The 15606-nt window shown below is 61.8% G+C and carries 14 protein-coding genes and 2 pseudogenes; 10 read left to right on the forward strand and 6 right to left on the reverse strand.

Annotated elements, in window-relative coordinates:
* Positions 1–286 precede the first annotated feature (286 nt).
* A complete protein-coding gene (locus ACMCNM_RS19980) occupies positions 287–1642 on the forward strand; it encodes an MFS transporter (protein WP_085273201.1) in 1356 nt (451 codons plus the stop codon).
* Positions 1643–1657: 15 nt separating this feature from the next.
* Positions 1658–2113 (forward strand): type II 3-dehydroquinate dehydratase, encoded by a 456-nt coding sequence (locus tag ACMCNM_RS19985; RefSeq protein ID WP_186682475.1) that lies wholly within the window; start codon positions 1658–1660, stop codon positions 2111–2113.
* 56 nt (positions 2114–2169) lie between these two features.
* Here ACMCNM_RS19985 and ACMCNM_RS19990 read toward each other — a convergent pair whose 3' ends face one another.
* Entirely contained in the window at positions 2170–3795 is a 1626-nt protein-coding gene (locus tag ACMCNM_RS19990) for a methyl-accepting chemotaxis protein (protein WP_412765245.1), read from the reverse strand.
* A 217-nt stretch (positions 3796–4012) separates the two neighbouring features.
* Between ACMCNM_RS19990 and ACMCNM_RS19995 the strand changes: the two genes are divergently transcribed.
* Positions 4013–4216: a hypothetical protein gene (locus ACMCNM_RS19995; protein ID WP_217835009.1), complete on the forward strand. Its 204-nt coding sequence runs from the start codon at positions 4013–4015 to the stop codon at positions 4214–4216.
* An 84-nt stretch (positions 4217–4300) separates the two neighbouring features.
* Positions 4301–6496 (forward strand): bifunctional mannitol-1-phosphate dehydrogenase/phosphatase, encoded by a 2196-nt coding sequence (gene mtlD, locus ACMCNM_RS20000; RefSeq protein ID WP_412765246.1) that lies wholly within the window; start codon positions 4301–4303, stop codon positions 6494–6496.
* 427 nt (positions 6497–6923) lie between these two features.
* On the opposite strand, the pseudogene ACMCNM_RS20005 reads toward mtlD, so the two are convergent.
* A pseudogene (locus tag ACMCNM_RS20005) lies at positions 6924–7100 on the reverse strand (integrase); the annotation flags it as partial.
* Between the two features lie 38 nt (positions 7101–7138).
* Between ACMCNM_RS20005 and ACMCNM_RS20010 the strand changes: the two are divergent.
* The gene (locus tag ACMCNM_RS20010; protein ID WP_412765247.1) at positions 7139–7417 is read left to right on the forward strand and encodes a hypothetical protein; all 279 of its coding nucleotides are present in this window, start codon (positions 7139–7141) and stop codon (positions 7415–7417) included.
* Positions 7384–8217, forward strand: coding sequence for an amidohydrolase family protein (locus ACMCNM_RS20015; RefSeq protein ID WP_412765248.1), 834 nt, complete (start codon positions 7384–7386; stop codon positions 8215–8217). Before ACMCNM_RS20010 ends, ACMCNM_RS20015 begins: the two co-directional genes overlap by 34 nt.
* A 126-nt stretch (positions 8218–8343) precedes the next feature.
* Here the strand turns inward: ACMCNM_RS20015 and ACMCNM_RS20020 are convergent, their stop codons facing one another.
* From ACMCNM_RS20020 to ACMCNM_RS20035, 4 genes and pseudogenes are all read right to left on the reverse strand, one after another.
* The gene (locus tag ACMCNM_RS20020; RefSeq protein WP_027596318.1) at positions 8344–8799 is read right to left on the reverse strand and encodes a methyltransferase family protein; all 456 of its coding nucleotides are present in this window, start codon (positions 8797–8799) and stop codon (positions 8344–8346) included.
* A gap of 94 nt (positions 8800–8893) precedes the next feature.
* Positions 8894–9601, reverse strand: coding sequence for an anti-sigma factor domain-containing protein (locus ACMCNM_RS20025; RefSeq protein WP_027596317.1), 708 nt, complete (start codon positions 9599–9601; stop codon positions 8894–8896).
* The gene (locus ACMCNM_RS20030) at positions 9598–10146 is read right to left on the reverse strand and encodes a sigma-70 family RNA polymerase sigma factor (protein ID WP_027596316.1); all 549 of its coding nucleotides are present in this window, start codon (positions 10144–10146) and stop codon (positions 9598–9600) included. Before ACMCNM_RS20030 ends, ACMCNM_RS20025 begins: the two co-directional genes overlap by 4 nt.
* Positions 10147–10255: 109 nt before the next feature.
* Positions 10256–10784: pseudogene (locus tag ACMCNM_RS20035) on the reverse strand (DUF3455 domain-containing protein).
* 215 nt (positions 10785–10999) lie between these two features.
* Between ACMCNM_RS20035 and ACMCNM_RS20040 the strand changes: the two are divergent.
* The 4 genes from ACMCNM_RS20040 to ACMCNM_RS20055 all read left to right on the forward strand — a co-directional run bounded on the left by ACMCNM_RS20040 (position 11000) and on the right by ACMCNM_RS20055 (position 15566).
* Positions 11000–11401: a GFA family protein gene (locus ACMCNM_RS20040; protein WP_412765249.1), complete on the forward strand. Its 402-nt coding sequence runs from the start codon at positions 11000–11002 to the stop codon at positions 11399–11401.
* A 115-nt stretch (positions 11402–11516) separates the two neighbouring features.
* On the forward strand, positions 11517–12002 hold the full coding sequence (locus ACMCNM_RS20045) for a sigma-70 family RNA polymerase sigma factor (protein ID WP_033694335.1): 486 nt from the start codon (positions 11517–11519) through the stop codon (positions 12000–12002).
* The gene (locus tag ACMCNM_RS20050) at positions 11999–12943 is read left to right on the forward strand and encodes a FecR domain-containing protein (protein ID WP_412765250.1); all 945 of its coding nucleotides are present in this window, start codon (positions 11999–12001) and stop codon (positions 12941–12943) included. The genes ACMCNM_RS20045 and ACMCNM_RS20050 overlap by 4 nt, the downstream gene beginning before the upstream one ends.
* A gap of 97 nt (positions 12944–13040) precedes the next feature.
* Complete coding sequence (locus tag ACMCNM_RS20055) at positions 13041–15566, forward strand: TonB-dependent siderophore receptor (protein ID WP_027596312.1); 2526 nt, start codon at positions 13041–13043, stop codon at positions 15564–15566.
* Positions 15567–15606 lie beyond the last annotated feature (40 nt).

Genomic DNA, 15606 nt, shown 5'->3' on the forward strand with positions numbered 1-15606 from the left:
ACAGGAATAGCGTATTTCTTGTGAATTTCGCTCACCTGTAGGAGCTGGCTTGTCGGGGCGCCGAACCGCTGCGATGGGCTGCACAGCAGCCCCAATTACAGCCGATGACGCTTAACTGACTGGTATTAAACCATAAGGCTGGCTTATCTATTTATCGTGATTTCGATAATTATTCTGCAAGCAGGATGCGCTAACGTCTATTCACTTCGACGATTCCTTTCCACTGCATAGCCCGAGCGGAATCGTATGGGTATTCCGACACCATAAAAACAATGACGAGCCCCTTATGAGCACAATCAGTGACGCGCCTCATGATTCGCGCATGCCTCGCAAAGCGGTGACCGCCGCGACCATTGGCACAGCCCTGGAATGGTTCGACTTCACGTTGTATGGCGCGATGTCCGCGACCATTTTGCCCAAGTTGTTTTTCCCGGCGATGGAACCCACCGCAGGCCTGCTCGCTTCGCTGGCAACGTTCGGTGTCGGCCTGGCCGCGCGGCCCTTGGGCGCCATTACCTGTGGCTACCTCGGTGACAAACTCGGCCGCCGCAACTTGATGCTGGCCACCGTAACCATGATGGGCCTGGCTTCGGTACTGATGGGGTTGTTGCCCACCTACGGCCAGGTGGGTATTTGGGCGCCGATCCTGCTGGTGCTGCTGCGCATCATTCAAGGCTTCGCACTGGGTGGCGAGTCCACTGGCGCGCAACTGATGGCGCTGGAGCACGCCTCCCCCGATCGTCGCGGGCGCTATTCCGGCATGCTCGGCCTGTGCTCGCCCCTTAGCCAGATTTTGGCCAACGGCGTATTGATGGGCCTGGCAGCAACGCTTTCAAGCGAGCAATTCGAAAGCTTCGGCTGGCGAATCCCGTTCCTGATGAGCTTCGTACTGGTTATCGTCGCGATATTCATTCGCCTGAAAGTCGATGAAACCCCGGCCTTCGTGGCCTTGAAGAAGGCCCCGCTCAAACAGGAAAAGAGCCCGCTCACATCAGCCGTGAGCAGCCATTACAAAACCATCCTGCGACTGATGCTGTTCTTCTGCTCGCCCGCTGCGCTGTTCTACTTGATCGTGATTTTCTCCCTCAGCTACCTGACCAAGCACCTCGGCTTTAGCCAATCGACAGGCTTCATGTCGCTGATGGTGGCTAACCTGTGCGCGATTTTCGGTGCGCTTGCCGGTGGTTATCTGTCCGATCGTTGGGGGCGTAAAAAGGCGCTGGCATTGGGCTCGTGCATGACGTTGCTGATTTTGTTCGTCTATTTCCCAATCCTCAACACCCTGAACGTGCCCGCCATCATGGCAATCATGGGGCTGTTCCTGGGCTTCACCCAGTTCCAAAGCGGCATCCAACCTGTGGCCTTCGCCGAAGCGTTTCCTACCCAGGTCCGCTACTCGGGCTCGGCACTGGCCTACACAGGCGCCAATCTGGTAATCGGTGGCCCAATGCCGATGATCGCCGTGTGGCTGATGAGCCAGTCGAACAACTCGCCTTGGCCGCTGGTGACATTGTGCGCGGTGATCAACCTGATCTCGCTGGCGATGATCATCACCGGCCGGGAAACCCGCGGCATCGACCTGAACGCCGTCGCCGAAGACGACACCGTCGACGCCCGCGCTACCACCCTTCTTTCCAAATAACGCAGCAGGACAATCATGAATCGCACCGTTTTCATCCTTAACGGCCCTAACTTGAACCTGCTGGGTCGCCGTGAGCCGCACATCTACGGGCACACCACGCTTGAGCAAATCCGCCAACGCAGTGAAAGCCTGGCGCTGGAACTTGACCTGATATGCGACTTTCGCCAAACCAACCACGAAGGCGTCATGGTCGACTGGATTCAGGAAGCCTTCGAGCAAGGCGCTGCAGTAATCATCAACCCGGCTGGCCTTTCGTTTCACTCGATTCCAGTACTGGATGCGCTGAAATTACTCGACACACCGCTGGTCGAACTGCACCTGTCGAACATTCATGCACGGGACGAACTGCACCGCCACTCGATCATGTCTGGCGTGGTCAATACAGTGATCTGCGGCATGGGCGCTGACGGGTATCCCCTCGCAATCCGAGCTATTGATGCTTTACTGCGGCGTCGGGCAGCCAATAATTAACCGCCCTTCACCGGACGCTGACTGGGTGGTCCTTCGGCAACTTCGGCACGTCGCGCTTACACCCTGAACCGCCCTACCAGCGCTGTCATTTCCCCCACCAGGCCCGACAGCGCCTGGCTCGCCGCACGGGTTTGCTGCGCCCCGGTCGCCGATTGGTTCGACAACTCGCGAATGTTCAGCAGGTTCCGGTCCACTTCCCGCGCCACCTGGGCCTGCTCCTCCGCCGCACTGGCGATCACCAGGTTGCGCTCGTTGATCTCGCCGATGGCGCTGTAGATACCTTCCAGCACCTGCCCTGACGCCAGGGTGACATCCAAGGTCGACTGGGCCCGGCTGGTGCTGGCCTGCATTGATGCAACCGCGGCTTCGGTACCTTGCTGCACGCGCCCGATCATCTGTTCGATTTCCTGGGTCGATGCTTGTGTGCGATAGGCGAGCGTACGCACCTCGTCCGCTACCACCGCAAAACCACGCCCGGCCTCACCGGCGCGGGCGGCCTCGATGGCGGCGTTGAGCGCCAGCAGGTTAGTCTGCTCGGACACCGAACGGATCACTTCCAGCACCTTGCCGATGTCCCGTACCTGCCCCACCAGCTGCTCCAGGTGCCCACTGCTGGCCTGGATCTCATGGGTCATGGCCTCGGTACCAACGATGTTCTCGTTGACTTGCCGGCGGCTTTTTTCGGCCAGCTGATTCGATGCCTGCGTGGTCTCGGACGTGGAGACAGCATTACGTGCGACCTCCTCGACCGCCGTGGTCATTTCGGTGACGGCAGTGGCAGCCTGCTCCAGCTCCTGGCCCTGCTGGCGCAGGTTATTGGCGCTTTCCTCGGTAACGGTGTTCAGCGCCGTCGCCGCGTCAGCCAGCTGTTGTGTGCAGCTGCTGAGCTTGCCGAGGGTTTCGCGCTGGCTCTGCTGCATGCGCTCCAGTTCGTGGAACAGCTGGCCGATTTCGTTACGCCGCTGCACCACCACTGGCACGCTCAGGTCGCCGCCGGCGATGCGCTGAAAGTGCTGGCCAGCTTCACGCAATGGGTGCAACACACGCTGCGCGATGAAGGCCCAGCACAGCGCCGCCAGCAGCAACGTCACGCCCAGCAGCCCCAGGCTCAGCAGTTGTGCGCGCTCCAGACGGCGGTCGGACTCGAGCATGATCTGCTGGCTGCGCTCGCTCAAGGTGGCAACCAGTTGCTGACGCAGCGCCTGCAGGCGGCCCATGGCATTGCCGGCATCGGTGTTGACCTGGAAGTACTGCTCCAGCGAGCGCTGCCGCACGGCCTCACGCTGCCCCGCCACCGCCTTGGCGTAGTCGGCGAAGGTGGCCTGCAGTTCCTTGGCCGCCGTATGCAGCACCGGCTCGCGAGCGTTGTCGACGAACTCATCGACCAGTTTCTGGCTCTTGTCGTTCAATTCGACCGACAGCGCCATGCGCTTGTTCGCACTCTCGTCGTGGCCGGCTAGTTGCTCGATGAAACCCGAAGACACGTTAGCGCTGGCGCGGATCGCCATGAGCAACGCATTGTTCAACCGGTCCGACTGGTGCGCGGTCTGGTCCAGTTCGCTGATCTGCTCATCGCTGCCCACCGCCGCGCGCCAGGCACTGACGGTGGAGAACAGCAAGGTCAGGCTGAACAGCGACAGCACCCAGAACATTCCGGTGCGGATCTTCAGGTCGGCAAACATACGGGCAGTACTCCTCATGGTCCTGTTGGCACCCCTTCTCATCGGGATTTCGATGGCGGGTGAGCAGGTATCGGAGTGCCCGCTGCGGGCTTGAGTGGCGCTGAGGCGCTTGTGTGCGGTAACCGCACGATTGTTACTGGCGCCTTGCATGTGGCGGCGCATACGTGCAAGGGTAAAAAAGGAACGTCAGTCATCAGAACAGGAAGATAAGCACCTTATGCTTGGAATCACACGTATCCATCGCTACGTGCGCCCATTGCCTGCAAGCCAAGCAGCAGCCAGTGGGCGTGACGTCAACGTCAAACCAGGCGCCCGCCTGGCCGCGAAGCTTGCCACCCTCCTCTGCACACCCCGCGCCGTCCCGCCCTACCTCTGGGTCAACCCCGAGCGCCCCCCTGTCGATCGCATGCCCCCTACCTGACCGCCCACGCGCCGTCATCGCACCGGCCTCGCCATTCAGTGGCTGAAGGCGGGATGTTTCACGCAAAAAAAGGGGCAACACCCAATGATCATGTTTCAGGGCAAGAAAATTCACAGCGCCATCTTCGACATGGATGGCACGATGTTCGACACCGAGCGCCTGCGTTTCAGGACGCTGAAGCAAGCTTCGCTGGAAATCTTCGGCACCGCCTTGAGCGAGCAAACGCTGATCGGCTCGCTGGGCCTGAGCGCGAAAAAGGCCGAGGCCCTCGCCAAGGCTCACAACGGCGATGACTTCCCGTATGCGCAGATCCGCCAGCGCGCCGATGAGCTCGAACTGGCGTACGTGCGCAACCATGGCGTGCCGATCAAAGCCGGCCTGCTCGAGGTGCTGGAGCGCCTGCGCAAGTCTGGCCTGACCCTGGCGGTCGCCACGTCCAGCCGCCGCGCCATCGCCGAGGAGTACCTGATCAACGCCAACGTGCTCAAGTACTTCGACATCACCGTTTGCGGTGATGAAGTCAGCCAAGGCAAACCCCACCCAGAAATCTTCCTGCACGCCGCCCGCGCGCTCAATTGCCAACCCAGCCAGTGCTTCATGGTCGAGGACTCGGAAAACGGCCTGCTCTCAGCGATCCGCGCAGGGGGCCAGGCAATCCTGATCGAGGACATCAAGCCGCCCGCGCCCGAGGTCAAGGCCGGCGCGCTCATGGCCTACCGTGGCATGCACGCCTTCCTCGCCGACTTGAGCGAGTGCGTGCCCGACTTGGGCATGCCGGCGCTCGACGAGGCGTTCCCTGCCTCACTGAACCAGTTCCGCGTCGGCATCCACGGCTTCGGCGCCATCGGTGGCGGCTACCTAACCCAGGTGCTGTCCCATTGGGACGGCTACACGCGCCCCTGCGAAATCATTGCCGCGACCCGTTCGCGCATGCTCCGCGAATCGGTCGCTGCGTTCGGCCGCTACAGCGTGCGCTACGGCGCCACCGCGTTCGACCAGACCATCGACAATGTGCGCATGATCGACATGGACGACGAAGAGGCGGTAATCGAGATGTACAACGCCGCCGAAGTCGTCGGCATGAGCCTGCCCGAGCAGGCCATCCCGCATCAGGCCAAGGTCATTGCCAAGGGTTTGCTGCGGCGCTTCGAACGCAGGGGGCGCGAGCTGACCGTACTGATCGTGTTGAACAAGATCGGCGGTGCGGCGTTCGTCCGGCGCCAGGTGCAGGCACAGTTGGCGCTGCTGTGCACGCCACGGGTGTGCAAGCAGGTGCTGGAAAAGACCCATTTCGCCGAAACGGTGGTCAGCCGCATCGTTTCCAAGATCAGCAATGACGCGCTGGTTCGGCAGTTACGCATCAAGTCGCAGATCTTCAAGAACAGCCTGGAAGATGAGCCATCGGTCACCCGCAAACCCGCCACGCCAGCCCCGGAATACGAGCGGCTTATCGGGCACTTCAGGCCCTTTGCACAATCCAGCAGTGCCATGAGCCAGTTGCACCTGATCCTGTTCAACAGCGAGCCCGACATGCCGCTGTACGTGGAGCGAGGCAGTGATTTGCTGGAGCGGTTGCGCCAGGTAAAAACGGTCGCAGACATTACCCAGATCCAGATCATCAAGAACCGCTTATGGAATGGGCCACACGCAATCATCGCCTGGTATGCGAGCCTGCTGGGGCACACCTGGGTCGGCCAGGGCATGGGGGACGCCCGCGTCAGTGCGCTGGCGCAGCGCCTGATTCATCAGGAAGTGGCGCCAGCGTTGATGGCCGAATACCCGCAGATGTCGGAGGTTGTCAGCAGCTTTGCCAATGCGTTTCTCGAACGGTGCAAAACCTCGTTCAAGGACCCTTGCGTGCGGGTTGGGCGCGACCCCCTGCGTAAATTGCAGCGTAACGAGCGCATCCTCAGCAGCATCGACCTGGCCCGCAAGCATGGCATTCAGACCCCTGCGCTGGCGTTTGGGGCGGCGCTGGCCATTCACTATGCGCTGCACGGCAACGCCAGCAAAGATCGCGAGGCCCAGTTGATCAAGGCGCTGTACACGGCCAGCGGCGAACGTGTCGAAGCGGTGCTGACCCATGACGGGGAGTATCAGGGCAAGCCTTATCCGGGGCTGGACCCGGTCAGGGATGCCGAGCTGGTCGAAAGCATTTCGGCCAACTTCCGGCTGTTGCTGGAACGGGACAAGGCTGACTGGGCACTGCCCGCTGCGTTGGCGCGGGGGTCGTCCGAGTGTGGTAGGGCGTCGGCCAAGCATTCGCTACCGGTTGCTTGAAGCGGATTGGTAAGGGCGGTGTGTCGATGTGTTCGCCCTGACATCGTCAGCGCCTGGGAAATCGAGCGCCGCCCGCGCGGCGCATCGCGAGCTCTGCTCGCTCCTACGTTTATATCGGGCCAATCATGCCTGGGGGATTGGCGCGCGAACGACTTGGCGCATGACGCGATGGTGCGTCGTACAAACCCGGCGGTCGCGCGCGCGTGTCACAGGCGTTACTGGCCAAAAACAAACGTAGGAGCGAGCAGAGCTCGCGATGCGCCGCGCGGGCGGCGCTCGAACTCACAAGCGCCGCAAATGTCGAGGTGAACGACTGACTGACTCAACACTGACCACCGCCAGCACTAGGTCGCAAACCGTCGACCGGGAATGACCGCTTTCGACCCTTTGCAGTCGTTCGGGGTGTCTACCAAACCAAGGGCGATTCATACTGCCGGGAGGATAGGTGCTCTGAGGCGTGTAGCCGGCTTGGGAAAAGACAATCCTCGCTGTGCAGATGGGCTTGATGTATCCAGGCCTGTAGGGCCAGCCGAGCTTGCTCTGTAATCTCAAACTGCACGGGGCGCTGAGTTTTCTGCTGCATCAGAACCACTCTGCTAAGGACGTGCACCATGTCGACACACACCGCACGGCAAAGTGCTTGTGGCTGGGTTTGTCGAAGGCCACCTGCACCTGGAAAAAGCCAACGTGATGCAGCGCAAGGCCAACCGTTCCGGCACCTTGAAGGAAGCGATCGCTGTCACCGCCGAACTGAAGCCCACACTGACCCGTGAGGATATCCGCGAACGTTCGATCCAGGTGCTGCGCGCACTGGTTCAGGCCGGTACCACGCATGTGCGTGCCCATGCCGAGTTCGACCCGCCCAAGGCTTCACCGGGCTCGAAGTGGTGCTGGAGTTGCGCGGGCAATTCCGCGAGGTGATCGACATCCAGGTCGTGGCGTTTCCGCAAGAAGGCATTCTCAAGCTGCCTGGCATGCAGGCCATGATGGCCCAGGCAATGGAGATGGGGGCCGATGTGGTGGGCGGCATTCCCTACAACGACGTGTCGCCGCTGGAGCACATAGATTTCGTCTTTGGCTTGGCCAAGCGCTACGGCAAAGACATCGACTTGCACCAGGACTTCGCCGATGACGCCGAGCACATGACCATCAAGTACGTGGCACGTCGAACCATTGCCGAAGGCTACCACGGGCGCGTCTGCGTTGGGCATCTGACCAACCTGGCCGCCGCCTCGCCAGCGCGACGGGCACAGGTGATTGCGTTGCTACGTGAGGCCGACATCAGCGTGATGTGCCTGCCCGCCACCGACCTGCACCTGGGGGCTCGGGGTGACAGTCACAATGTCAGACGCACCCTGACACCGGTGCGTGCACTGCGCGACGGCGGTGTCACGGTTTGCCTGGCCACCAACAACATCCGCAATGCATTCACACCGTATGGCACTGGCGACCTGTTACACATTGCGCAACTGGCCATTCCCGCCTGCCACTTGGGCGGCGCGGATGATCAGGCCACCGTGTTGTCGATGCTCACGACAAACCCTGCCAAAGCCATGGGGTTGAAACGCCACGGTTTGGCGGTGGGCAATGATGCCGACCTGGTGATGGTCGATTGCCGGGCTGTGGCCGATGTCATTCTCGACCTGCCGACACGGCTGATGGTGCTCAAGCGCGGCAAGGTGGTTGCCACGGCTGAGCATCGTAGGTCAGTCGCATGTTGAGGCCATCTTGAGGAATTCGTAATCAAACGGGCTCATTTATCCCCGTGGAGAAGAGCACTGGCTGCGTCTCAGGAAGGTGGCATTGGATCGAGAGCGGCCACTGGCAAGATGGTAGACGTTTCGTTTCTACAGCCAACGCCTGACCTGTTTGCAGTACTGCGCAAACTCCCTCCCGAAAAGGCTGGCAAGGGCCCGCTCCTCCGGCCCGATCTGGAAGCGGTTCATGTAGATCACAAAGCCCAGCACGCCCAGCAGCGCTGGCGGCCAGGCGAGAAAGATCGACCAGGCTATCAGCACTGTGGCGAATCCTAAGTACATGGGGTTGCGTGTGTACCTGTAAACGCCCGAGCTGACCAGGGCCGAAGCCGTTTCAGGCTTCAGCGGGTTGACTGTGGTACGTGCGTGACGGAAGGAAAGCACGCCGGCCAGGCAAACCGCTACGCCTGCCAGCAATACCAACAGCGCAAGGCCAATGCGCCATTCGAGAGTCAGCTCCAGTGTTCCCGGCAAGTGTCGAGCTGCGAACCACGCCAACAGGCCGAACAGGGTAGCGACCAGCGGCGGAGGAATACGGTTGTCCATGATGAATGCCCGGTAGAGAGAAACTGGCTACCAGCGTGAGGGTTGTAGCCACTTCAGGGTCAAGCCGCTTGTGTACGATAGAGACCTCAGGGGCTCATATAACTTTCACCGCGCGCCCAATGAACTTCACCGGGCCCGTTGGAGCACCGGTCGGGGAGCCGCCCGCTTTCTCAAGGGTCAGCTCGAACAGCTGATTCGGCTCAAGCGCAGGCAAGCGCGTCAGCGGCACGCGGTACTGTTCGCCCGGTTTGACCAACCCCAGCGAAACAGGTGCGCGCCACTGCTCGCCCTTGGTCCAGAACTGCAGGGTCATGCCTTCGGGAACATCGTCCACGCCAAGCGGGATCAGTTCGATCATGCTCGCATCGTTGGCTTGCACTACCCACCCCGGGGCCTGCCCCGACGGCGCTACCAGCACCACCATGTAGGTGGTCACAGGCGGTGTCTTGGTCAGCAGCGCCAAGGCCAGAAGCAAGCTCGCGGCCAACCCCGCAGCGCTCAAGCCCTGCCAGAGTCCAAGCCGCTGCCACCAGCCAGCGCGTGGTTGCCCGGACGGTTGAGCCTCTTCAAGGCTGCGCTCGATCCGGCCCCACAAGCGGTGGCTTGGCGTGATGGGTTCAGCCTGCGTGGTCAGTTCGAGCAGGCGGGCCTCCCAGGCATCCACTGCGGCGCGTACGGCCGGCTCCGTTTTCAACCGGTCCTGCATGGCAGCACGCTGCTCGCCACTCAAGGTACCCAGCACGTACTCGGCTGCCAGGTCGTCCAGGTCCTCGGCGCTGTCATCACCTGGGGTACGCTTCATGTCATGCACTCCCGCAGGGCCTTCAGGCTTCGCTTGATCCATGCCTTCACGGTGCCTAGCGGCGCACCCAGCAGCGCTGCGATTTCGGCATTGCTGCAACCGTCCACATACGCGTGCAGGATGCAACGCTGGGGGGCGGGTTGCAGTTGCTCAAGGCAGCGATAGATTTTCGCCGAGCCTGACCACAATTGCAGGTCGTCCAGCTCCGGGGCCAGGGTTACAGCCGCGATCATGCCAGTCTCGTCCAGGTCGGTTTCCCAGCGGCCGTCACGCACGAAGTTCAGTGCCAGGTGACGGGTAATGCTGTAGACCCAGCCCCGGGCTGAACCGCGCGACGGGTCATAGCTGGCAGCACGTGTCCAGATACGCACAAAGGCATCGTGAACGATATCCTCCGCGCTCGCCTGATCGCGCGCGATGCGCCGTGCGACGCCCAGCAAACGCGCCCCCTCATGCTCATAGAGCGCCTGCAAGGCACGGCGGTCTCCTTGGGCACAAGCGGCAAGACAGCCCTCGAAATCAAATGGAACAACGGGCGAATTCAAAATGGGGTCGTTCCTTCATCATGAAACCTGGACGGTGCCCTGCCTTACCGGCCTGGGGCACGTCCAGCAGCGTAGATGATCAATCGCTGGCCTGCCGCTCAAGCCCTCGTCACTTGGCCGACCAGAACACGTAGTCCGCCTGGTACTTGACTACTTGTTGCGCGCCTTTGCTCTGCGCCGTGCAGTCCATGGCAGGCGCTACGCCACCGCGCGTCGCCAGGCGCTGGATGTAGCTGACCCCTTGCATCGCGCCCTTGCCCTCGGCAGGGTTGGCCTTGACCAGTTGATACGGGATATCGCCTTTGGCCGCCGGGGCGACGGCAAGCTGGGTGCCGGTCACTTTCGAACCGTCCTTGGCCTGCCAGGTGGCCGGAGGACCAAAATAGTCACCTATCAGGTTTGCCGCTGCGATCATTGAGCACCGCCTTGGGCCCGACGAAAAACCACTCCGTCTGGCCTGGCGCATTGGCCTTGTCGCGGCATTCGTAGGTGATCTCACCGACACCGACGGTTTCCAGCATGATGGCGTGGCCGTCGGGTACCTTGACGGCGTCCGGGACGCCCGACTGGGCATGGGCGGGTGCAGACGCAAGTACAAGGCAGGCGGCGAGCAGGGAGAAAGCGGGCTTGATGATCATGGGGCGAACTCCGTGGGGTCATGGGTCAGGCAATCACCGACTGCCTGATAAGAACTACCCATCGAGAGCCCTTCTGGATGCACTGGCGCAAAAATATTTTTGCATGCTCGTAATCGATACCGTGCTGACGCCGAAGCAGGCGTGCAGGCTTGCAACGGTCGACTGATCAGGCCGAGGCGGTTACGCTGGCGTTTTACACCTGCACGGAAGCGCCAGTGAAAGAGGCATACCAAGGAAGCTGCTTGTGCGCAGCGGTCAGTTACCTGCTGCTTACCCCGCCAAAGGCCGTGAGCCACTGCCATTGCAGCCAGTGCCGCAAAGGGCACGGGGCAGCATTCGCTTCTTACGGCAGTGTTCCTCGCAGCATGCTGCGCATCCTTCGCGGCGCCACCAGTATCAAGGCCTATGCGTCCTCGCCGCTGGTAGCGCGGGAGTTTTGCGTGGAGTGCGGCTCGACCCTGTTCTGGTCACGCACCCAAGGTGAGTTTGCCGACTGGATATCGATAGCGCTGGGCACGCTTGATACGCCTGTCCTGCCCAAGCAGCAGAAACACCTTCACCTCGATTCTGCTGCCTCGTGGTACGAGCCCTGCAGCGCAGTGCCTCAAACTGACTGAGATTGCAAAGCATCCTGATACCCCTATAATTGCGATCAATTCTTATCCGCACTTTATAATCAGGAAGATCCAGGTGCCCTACCCCCAGCCGCCCGCATCAGCCCGGCATGATGAGATGCACGCCCTGTACCGCGACCACAGCCAATGGCTGCAAGGCTGGATTCGCAGGCGCCTGGGTAATGCAGACCGGGCGGCCGATATTACCCAGGACACCTTTCTGCGCCTGATCAGCAGCGCGCTACGCCAGCCATTGGCAGAGCCTCGCAGCTTTCTGGCCACCGTGGCGCGGCGAGTGATGATCGACCAGCTGCGCCGACGCAACCTTGAGCAGGCCTACCTGGAGTTCCTCGCCAGCCAGCCGGTACTCGAAGAGTGCTCGCCCGAACAACGCCTGCTGATGCTGGAAACCCTGATGCAACTGAACGCCATGCTCGACGGGCTGGGCCAGAAAGTGCGTGACACCTTTCTGTACGTGCAACTCGATGGCCTGACCTACCCAGAGGTCGCCCAGCGCCTCGGTGTGTCGGTCAGTTCGGTGACGAAGTACATGGCCAAGGCCACCGAACGTTGCCTGCTGTTCGCTTTTGATGCGCAACTGTGAACCCCGCCGACCAGCGCCAGGCCCTGCGCGAAGCGGCACACTGGCATGCGCGCTTTCTCGCAGCGCCTGACTGCGCCGAAAACCGGGCACAGTGGCAAGCCTGGCTTGACGAAGCGCCTTTGCACGGTTGGGCCTGGGGGCGCCTGGAGCAATTGCAGGCAGGCCTTGCGGGCGTGCATGGCCCGCTGGCACGGCATACCCTTGCCGCAGGACAGATCGGGACGGGACGGCGTACGGTGCTCAAGACGCTGGTGCTCGGTGTGGGGCTGGCCGGGGTAGCCTGGACAGGCTATCGCAACGCCCCCATCTGGTTGGCCGATGTGCGTACCGCGACCGGCGAACGCCGCAGCCTGACCCTGCAGGATGGCACGCGGCTGACGCTCAATACAGCCTCTGTGGTCGATATCCGGTACAGCGCAGAGCAGCGCCTGATCGTCCTGGTCGAAGGCGAAATCGCCGTACACACCGCCGCTGACTCTCGCCCGCTGCGGGTGCGCACGGTACATGGCGACATGCGCGCCCTGGGCACTGATTTCACCGTGCGCCTGCATGCCGACTGCACCGAGCTGTCCGTTATCGAACACGCCGTTGCGGTGCACAACGCCGCGAGCGCCCATGAGGTGCGGGTTGAAGCAGGCATGGCCCTGGCCTTCGACAACGGGCTGCTGCCAGAGCCACGCCCAGCCGAAATGGCTCGCACGGCATGGCGCGATGGCCAACTGGTGCTCGACGGCTGGCCGCTGCGCCGCGCCCTGGCCGAACTGCAGCGCTACCGCCCCGGCGTGCTGAGTTGCAGTGACGACGTGGCCGGGCTGCGTCTGGCTGGGGTGTATCCACTGGACGACACCGACCGCGCCCTGGTGGCGATTGCCGAGGCGCTGCAGCTGAAAGTCAGCACCTGGACTCGCTACTGGGTCAGGCTGATGCCTGCCACGTCGTGATGTCAGGTGAAAATATTTCTCAACCGCATTGTCGGATTGGCCTCTCTCGTTCGAGCTCTCCTGCAAACCGCCCAAACAGGCATTTGAAGGAGCTGTCATGCCTAGAACAACAAGCTGCCCATACCCACGCCGAAAACACCTCACCTCCCTGCTGCTTGGCAGCGCCATCGCAGTGCATGCCGGGCTGCTGGCCCCGCTGCTGTCGACGGGCGCCCAGGCCCACGCCGAACAGGCCAGCCGCGTCTACGATATCGCCCCAGGGCCGTTGATGACGACCCTGAACCGCTTCGCCCGCGAGGCCGGGGTGCTGCTGTCGTTCGATGCGGCGCTGACCCAGGGACGGCAGAGCAGCGGGCTGCGCGGTGGCTACAGTATCGAACAGGGGTTTGCCCAACTGCTGGCCGGCACCGGGCTACAGGCTTTGCTGGTGGGCAACAACTATGTGCTGGTGAGCCAGGTTGATGCAGGTTCGGCGCTGCAACTGGGCGCAACCAGCATCACGGGTGAAGGTTTGGGCCTGACCACCGAGGGAAGCGGCTCTTACACCACCGGCGAAACTGCCGCCGCCACACGCCTGAACCTGAGCCTGCGCAAAACCCCGCAGTCGATCAGCGTGGTCACCCGCCAGCAGATGGACGACCAGAACCTGCAAAGTGTTTCCGAAGTCCTGAAGCAAACGCCCGGTGTCACGGTCAACCAGGAAAGCTCCGAAGCCTTTACCTTCTATTCGCGCGGTTTCAAGCTGGATAACTACCAGTTCGATGGCGTGCCCAGCCTGTCCTCCGACGGCGGCTCATTGCGCGACAACTACAGCATCGGCAACAGCCTGGTCTATGACCGGGTCGAAGTGCTCAAGGGCGCAACCGGCCTGGTCAACGGCGCCGGCAACCCTTCGGGGGTCATCAACCTGGTGCGCAAGCGCCCCACTGCCGAACTACAAGGCCATATCGGCGCAGGCGCCGGGTCCTGGGACAAATACCAGGCCGACTTCGACCTTGCCGGCCCGTTGACCGACAGCGGTAATGTCCGTGGCCGCATGGTGGCTGGCACCCAATCCCAGCACAGTTACGTCGAGTACCTGACCGGCGAGCAGAACACCTTCTATGGCGTGCTGGAAGCCGACCTCAGCGAGAGCACCCTGTTCACGCTTGGCTACGACGTGCAGAAAAACTACGACAACGGCAGCACCACCGGCGCACTGCCCGCGTTCTTCCTCGATGGCCGTACGGTCAAGTTCGACCGTGACACCAACGCCGCCGACCGCTGGACCTGGCGCAACCAGGAAACCCAGCGTGCCTTTGCAGAACTTGCCCATACCTTCGATAACGACTGGGTACTCAAGGGCGTGCTCAGCAGCCGTGATTACCGCTCGCGCGAGCTGATCTCGGGCATCAGCAGCGAGGCCATCCAGGCAGACGGCAGCATTTCCCATGGCTTTATCGGCGGCAACATCGACCCCGATACCGGCGCCGTGAACAACAACGGCACCGCGAGCAAATTCAACACCACCAGCAAGGAAAAAGGCCTGGACCTGTATGCTCGCGGCCCGTTCTCGCTGGGCGGACGCGTGCATGAAGCCGTGTTCGGCTACAGCATCGCCCACACCAAATCCACCTCCAAGCGTGATGATGGCGTGACCAATGGCGTCATCGACGACGTATTCCAGTGGGACGGCTACGGCGATACCCCGACCAACTTTGAATGGTGGTCCACCTTTGATATCGAAGCGCGGCAGAAGGTTGGCTTCGCGGCCACCATTCTCAAACCCACCGACGCGCTGGCAGTTATCCTGGGGGCACGGATCGTCGACTACAAATGGGACATCGACACGATCAACGCCATCGGTCGCCGCCTCCCGGCCAGCGCCACCAACTCCAGTGAAATCGTGCCTTACGCCGGCGTCACCTACGACCTGGACCAGTACCACACCGTGTATGCCAGTTACACCGACGTGTTCAAGCCGCAGGCCTACAGCCTCGGTACGGACGGCAAGCCCATCGACCCGCTCACCGGCGCCAGCTATGAGATCGGTATCAAAGGCGCCTACTTCGAAAACCGCCTGAATGCCAGCCTGGCCCTGTTCGAGCTGAAGCAGGACAACTTCGCAGTGCTCACCGGCGGCACCACGCCAAGTGGCGGCGGCGCCTACCGGGCAGCGCAAGGCGTCACCACGCGCGGCGTCGAGCTGGAAATGAACGGCGAACTGATGAAGGACCTGCAAGTGATGGCGGGCTACACCTTCGCCGAATCCCACGATGCGGATGACCAGCGCGTGGCGACCAACCAACCGCAACATCTGCTCAAGCTGGCGACCAACTACCGCCTGCAGGGCGAATGGCGCAAGTTCACCGTGGGCGGTAATGCGTATTGGCAGAGTTCGACCTTCTTCAAGCCAAGCGATGAGGACTGGTACGCGATCGACGACCCGGCTGCCAAGTTCGAACAGAAGTCCTACGCGCTGGTGGGGCTGGTAGGTGGCTATGACTTCACCCGCAACCTGAAGGCTACCCTTAACGTCAACAACCTGTTCGACAAGCATTACTACAGTGGCATTGGCAACTACGGCACGGTTTTCTATGGGGCGCCGCGTAACCTGATGGTCAATGTGAAGTACAGCTTCTAGGATATTCCCAAGCACCAGACCGAAGCCCCCGGCACCACGA

This window comes from Pseudomonas sp. NGC7, assembly GCF_047159675.1.
In the GTDB taxonomy this organism is placed as follows: domain Bacteria; phylum Pseudomonadota; class Gammaproteobacteria; order Pseudomonadales; family Pseudomonadaceae; genus Aquipseudomonas; species Aquipseudomonas kermanshahensis.

Coding starts and splice junctions, on each gene's coding strand:
- ACMCNM_RS19980 (WP_085273201.1), top strand. CDS start 287: ATGAGCACAATCAGTGACGCGCCTCATGATTCGCGCATGCCTCGCAAA.
- ACMCNM_RS19985 (WP_186682475.1), top strand. CDS start 1,658: ATGAATCGCACCGTTTTCATCCTTAACGGCCCTAACTTGAACCTGCTG.
- ACMCNM_RS19990 (WP_412765245.1), bottom strand. CDS start 3,795: ATGTTTGCCGACCTGAAGATCCGCACCGGAATGTTCTGGGTGCTGTCG.
- ACMCNM_RS19995 (WP_217835009.1), top strand. CDS start 4,013: ATGCTTGGAATCACACGTATCCATCGCTACGTGCGCCCATTGCCTGCA.
- mtlD (WP_412765246.1), top strand. CDS start 4,301: ATGATCATGTTTCAGGGCAAGAAAATTCACAGCGCCATCTTCGACATG.
- ACMCNM_RS20020 (WP_027596318.1), bottom strand. CDS start 8,799: ATGGACAACCGTATTCCTCCGCCGCTGGTCGCTACCCTGTTCGGCCTG.
- ACMCNM_RS20025 (WP_027596317.1), bottom strand. CDS start 9,601: ATGAAGCGTACCCCAGGTGATGACAGCGCCGAGGACCTGGACGACCTG.
- ACMCNM_RS20045 (WP_033694335.1), top strand. CDS start 11,517: ATGCACGCCCTGTACCGCGACCACAGCCAATGGCTGCAAGGCTGGATT.
- ACMCNM_RS20055 (WP_027596312.1), top strand. CDS start 13,041: ATGCCTAGAACAACAAGCTGCCCATACCCACGCCGAAAACACCTCACC.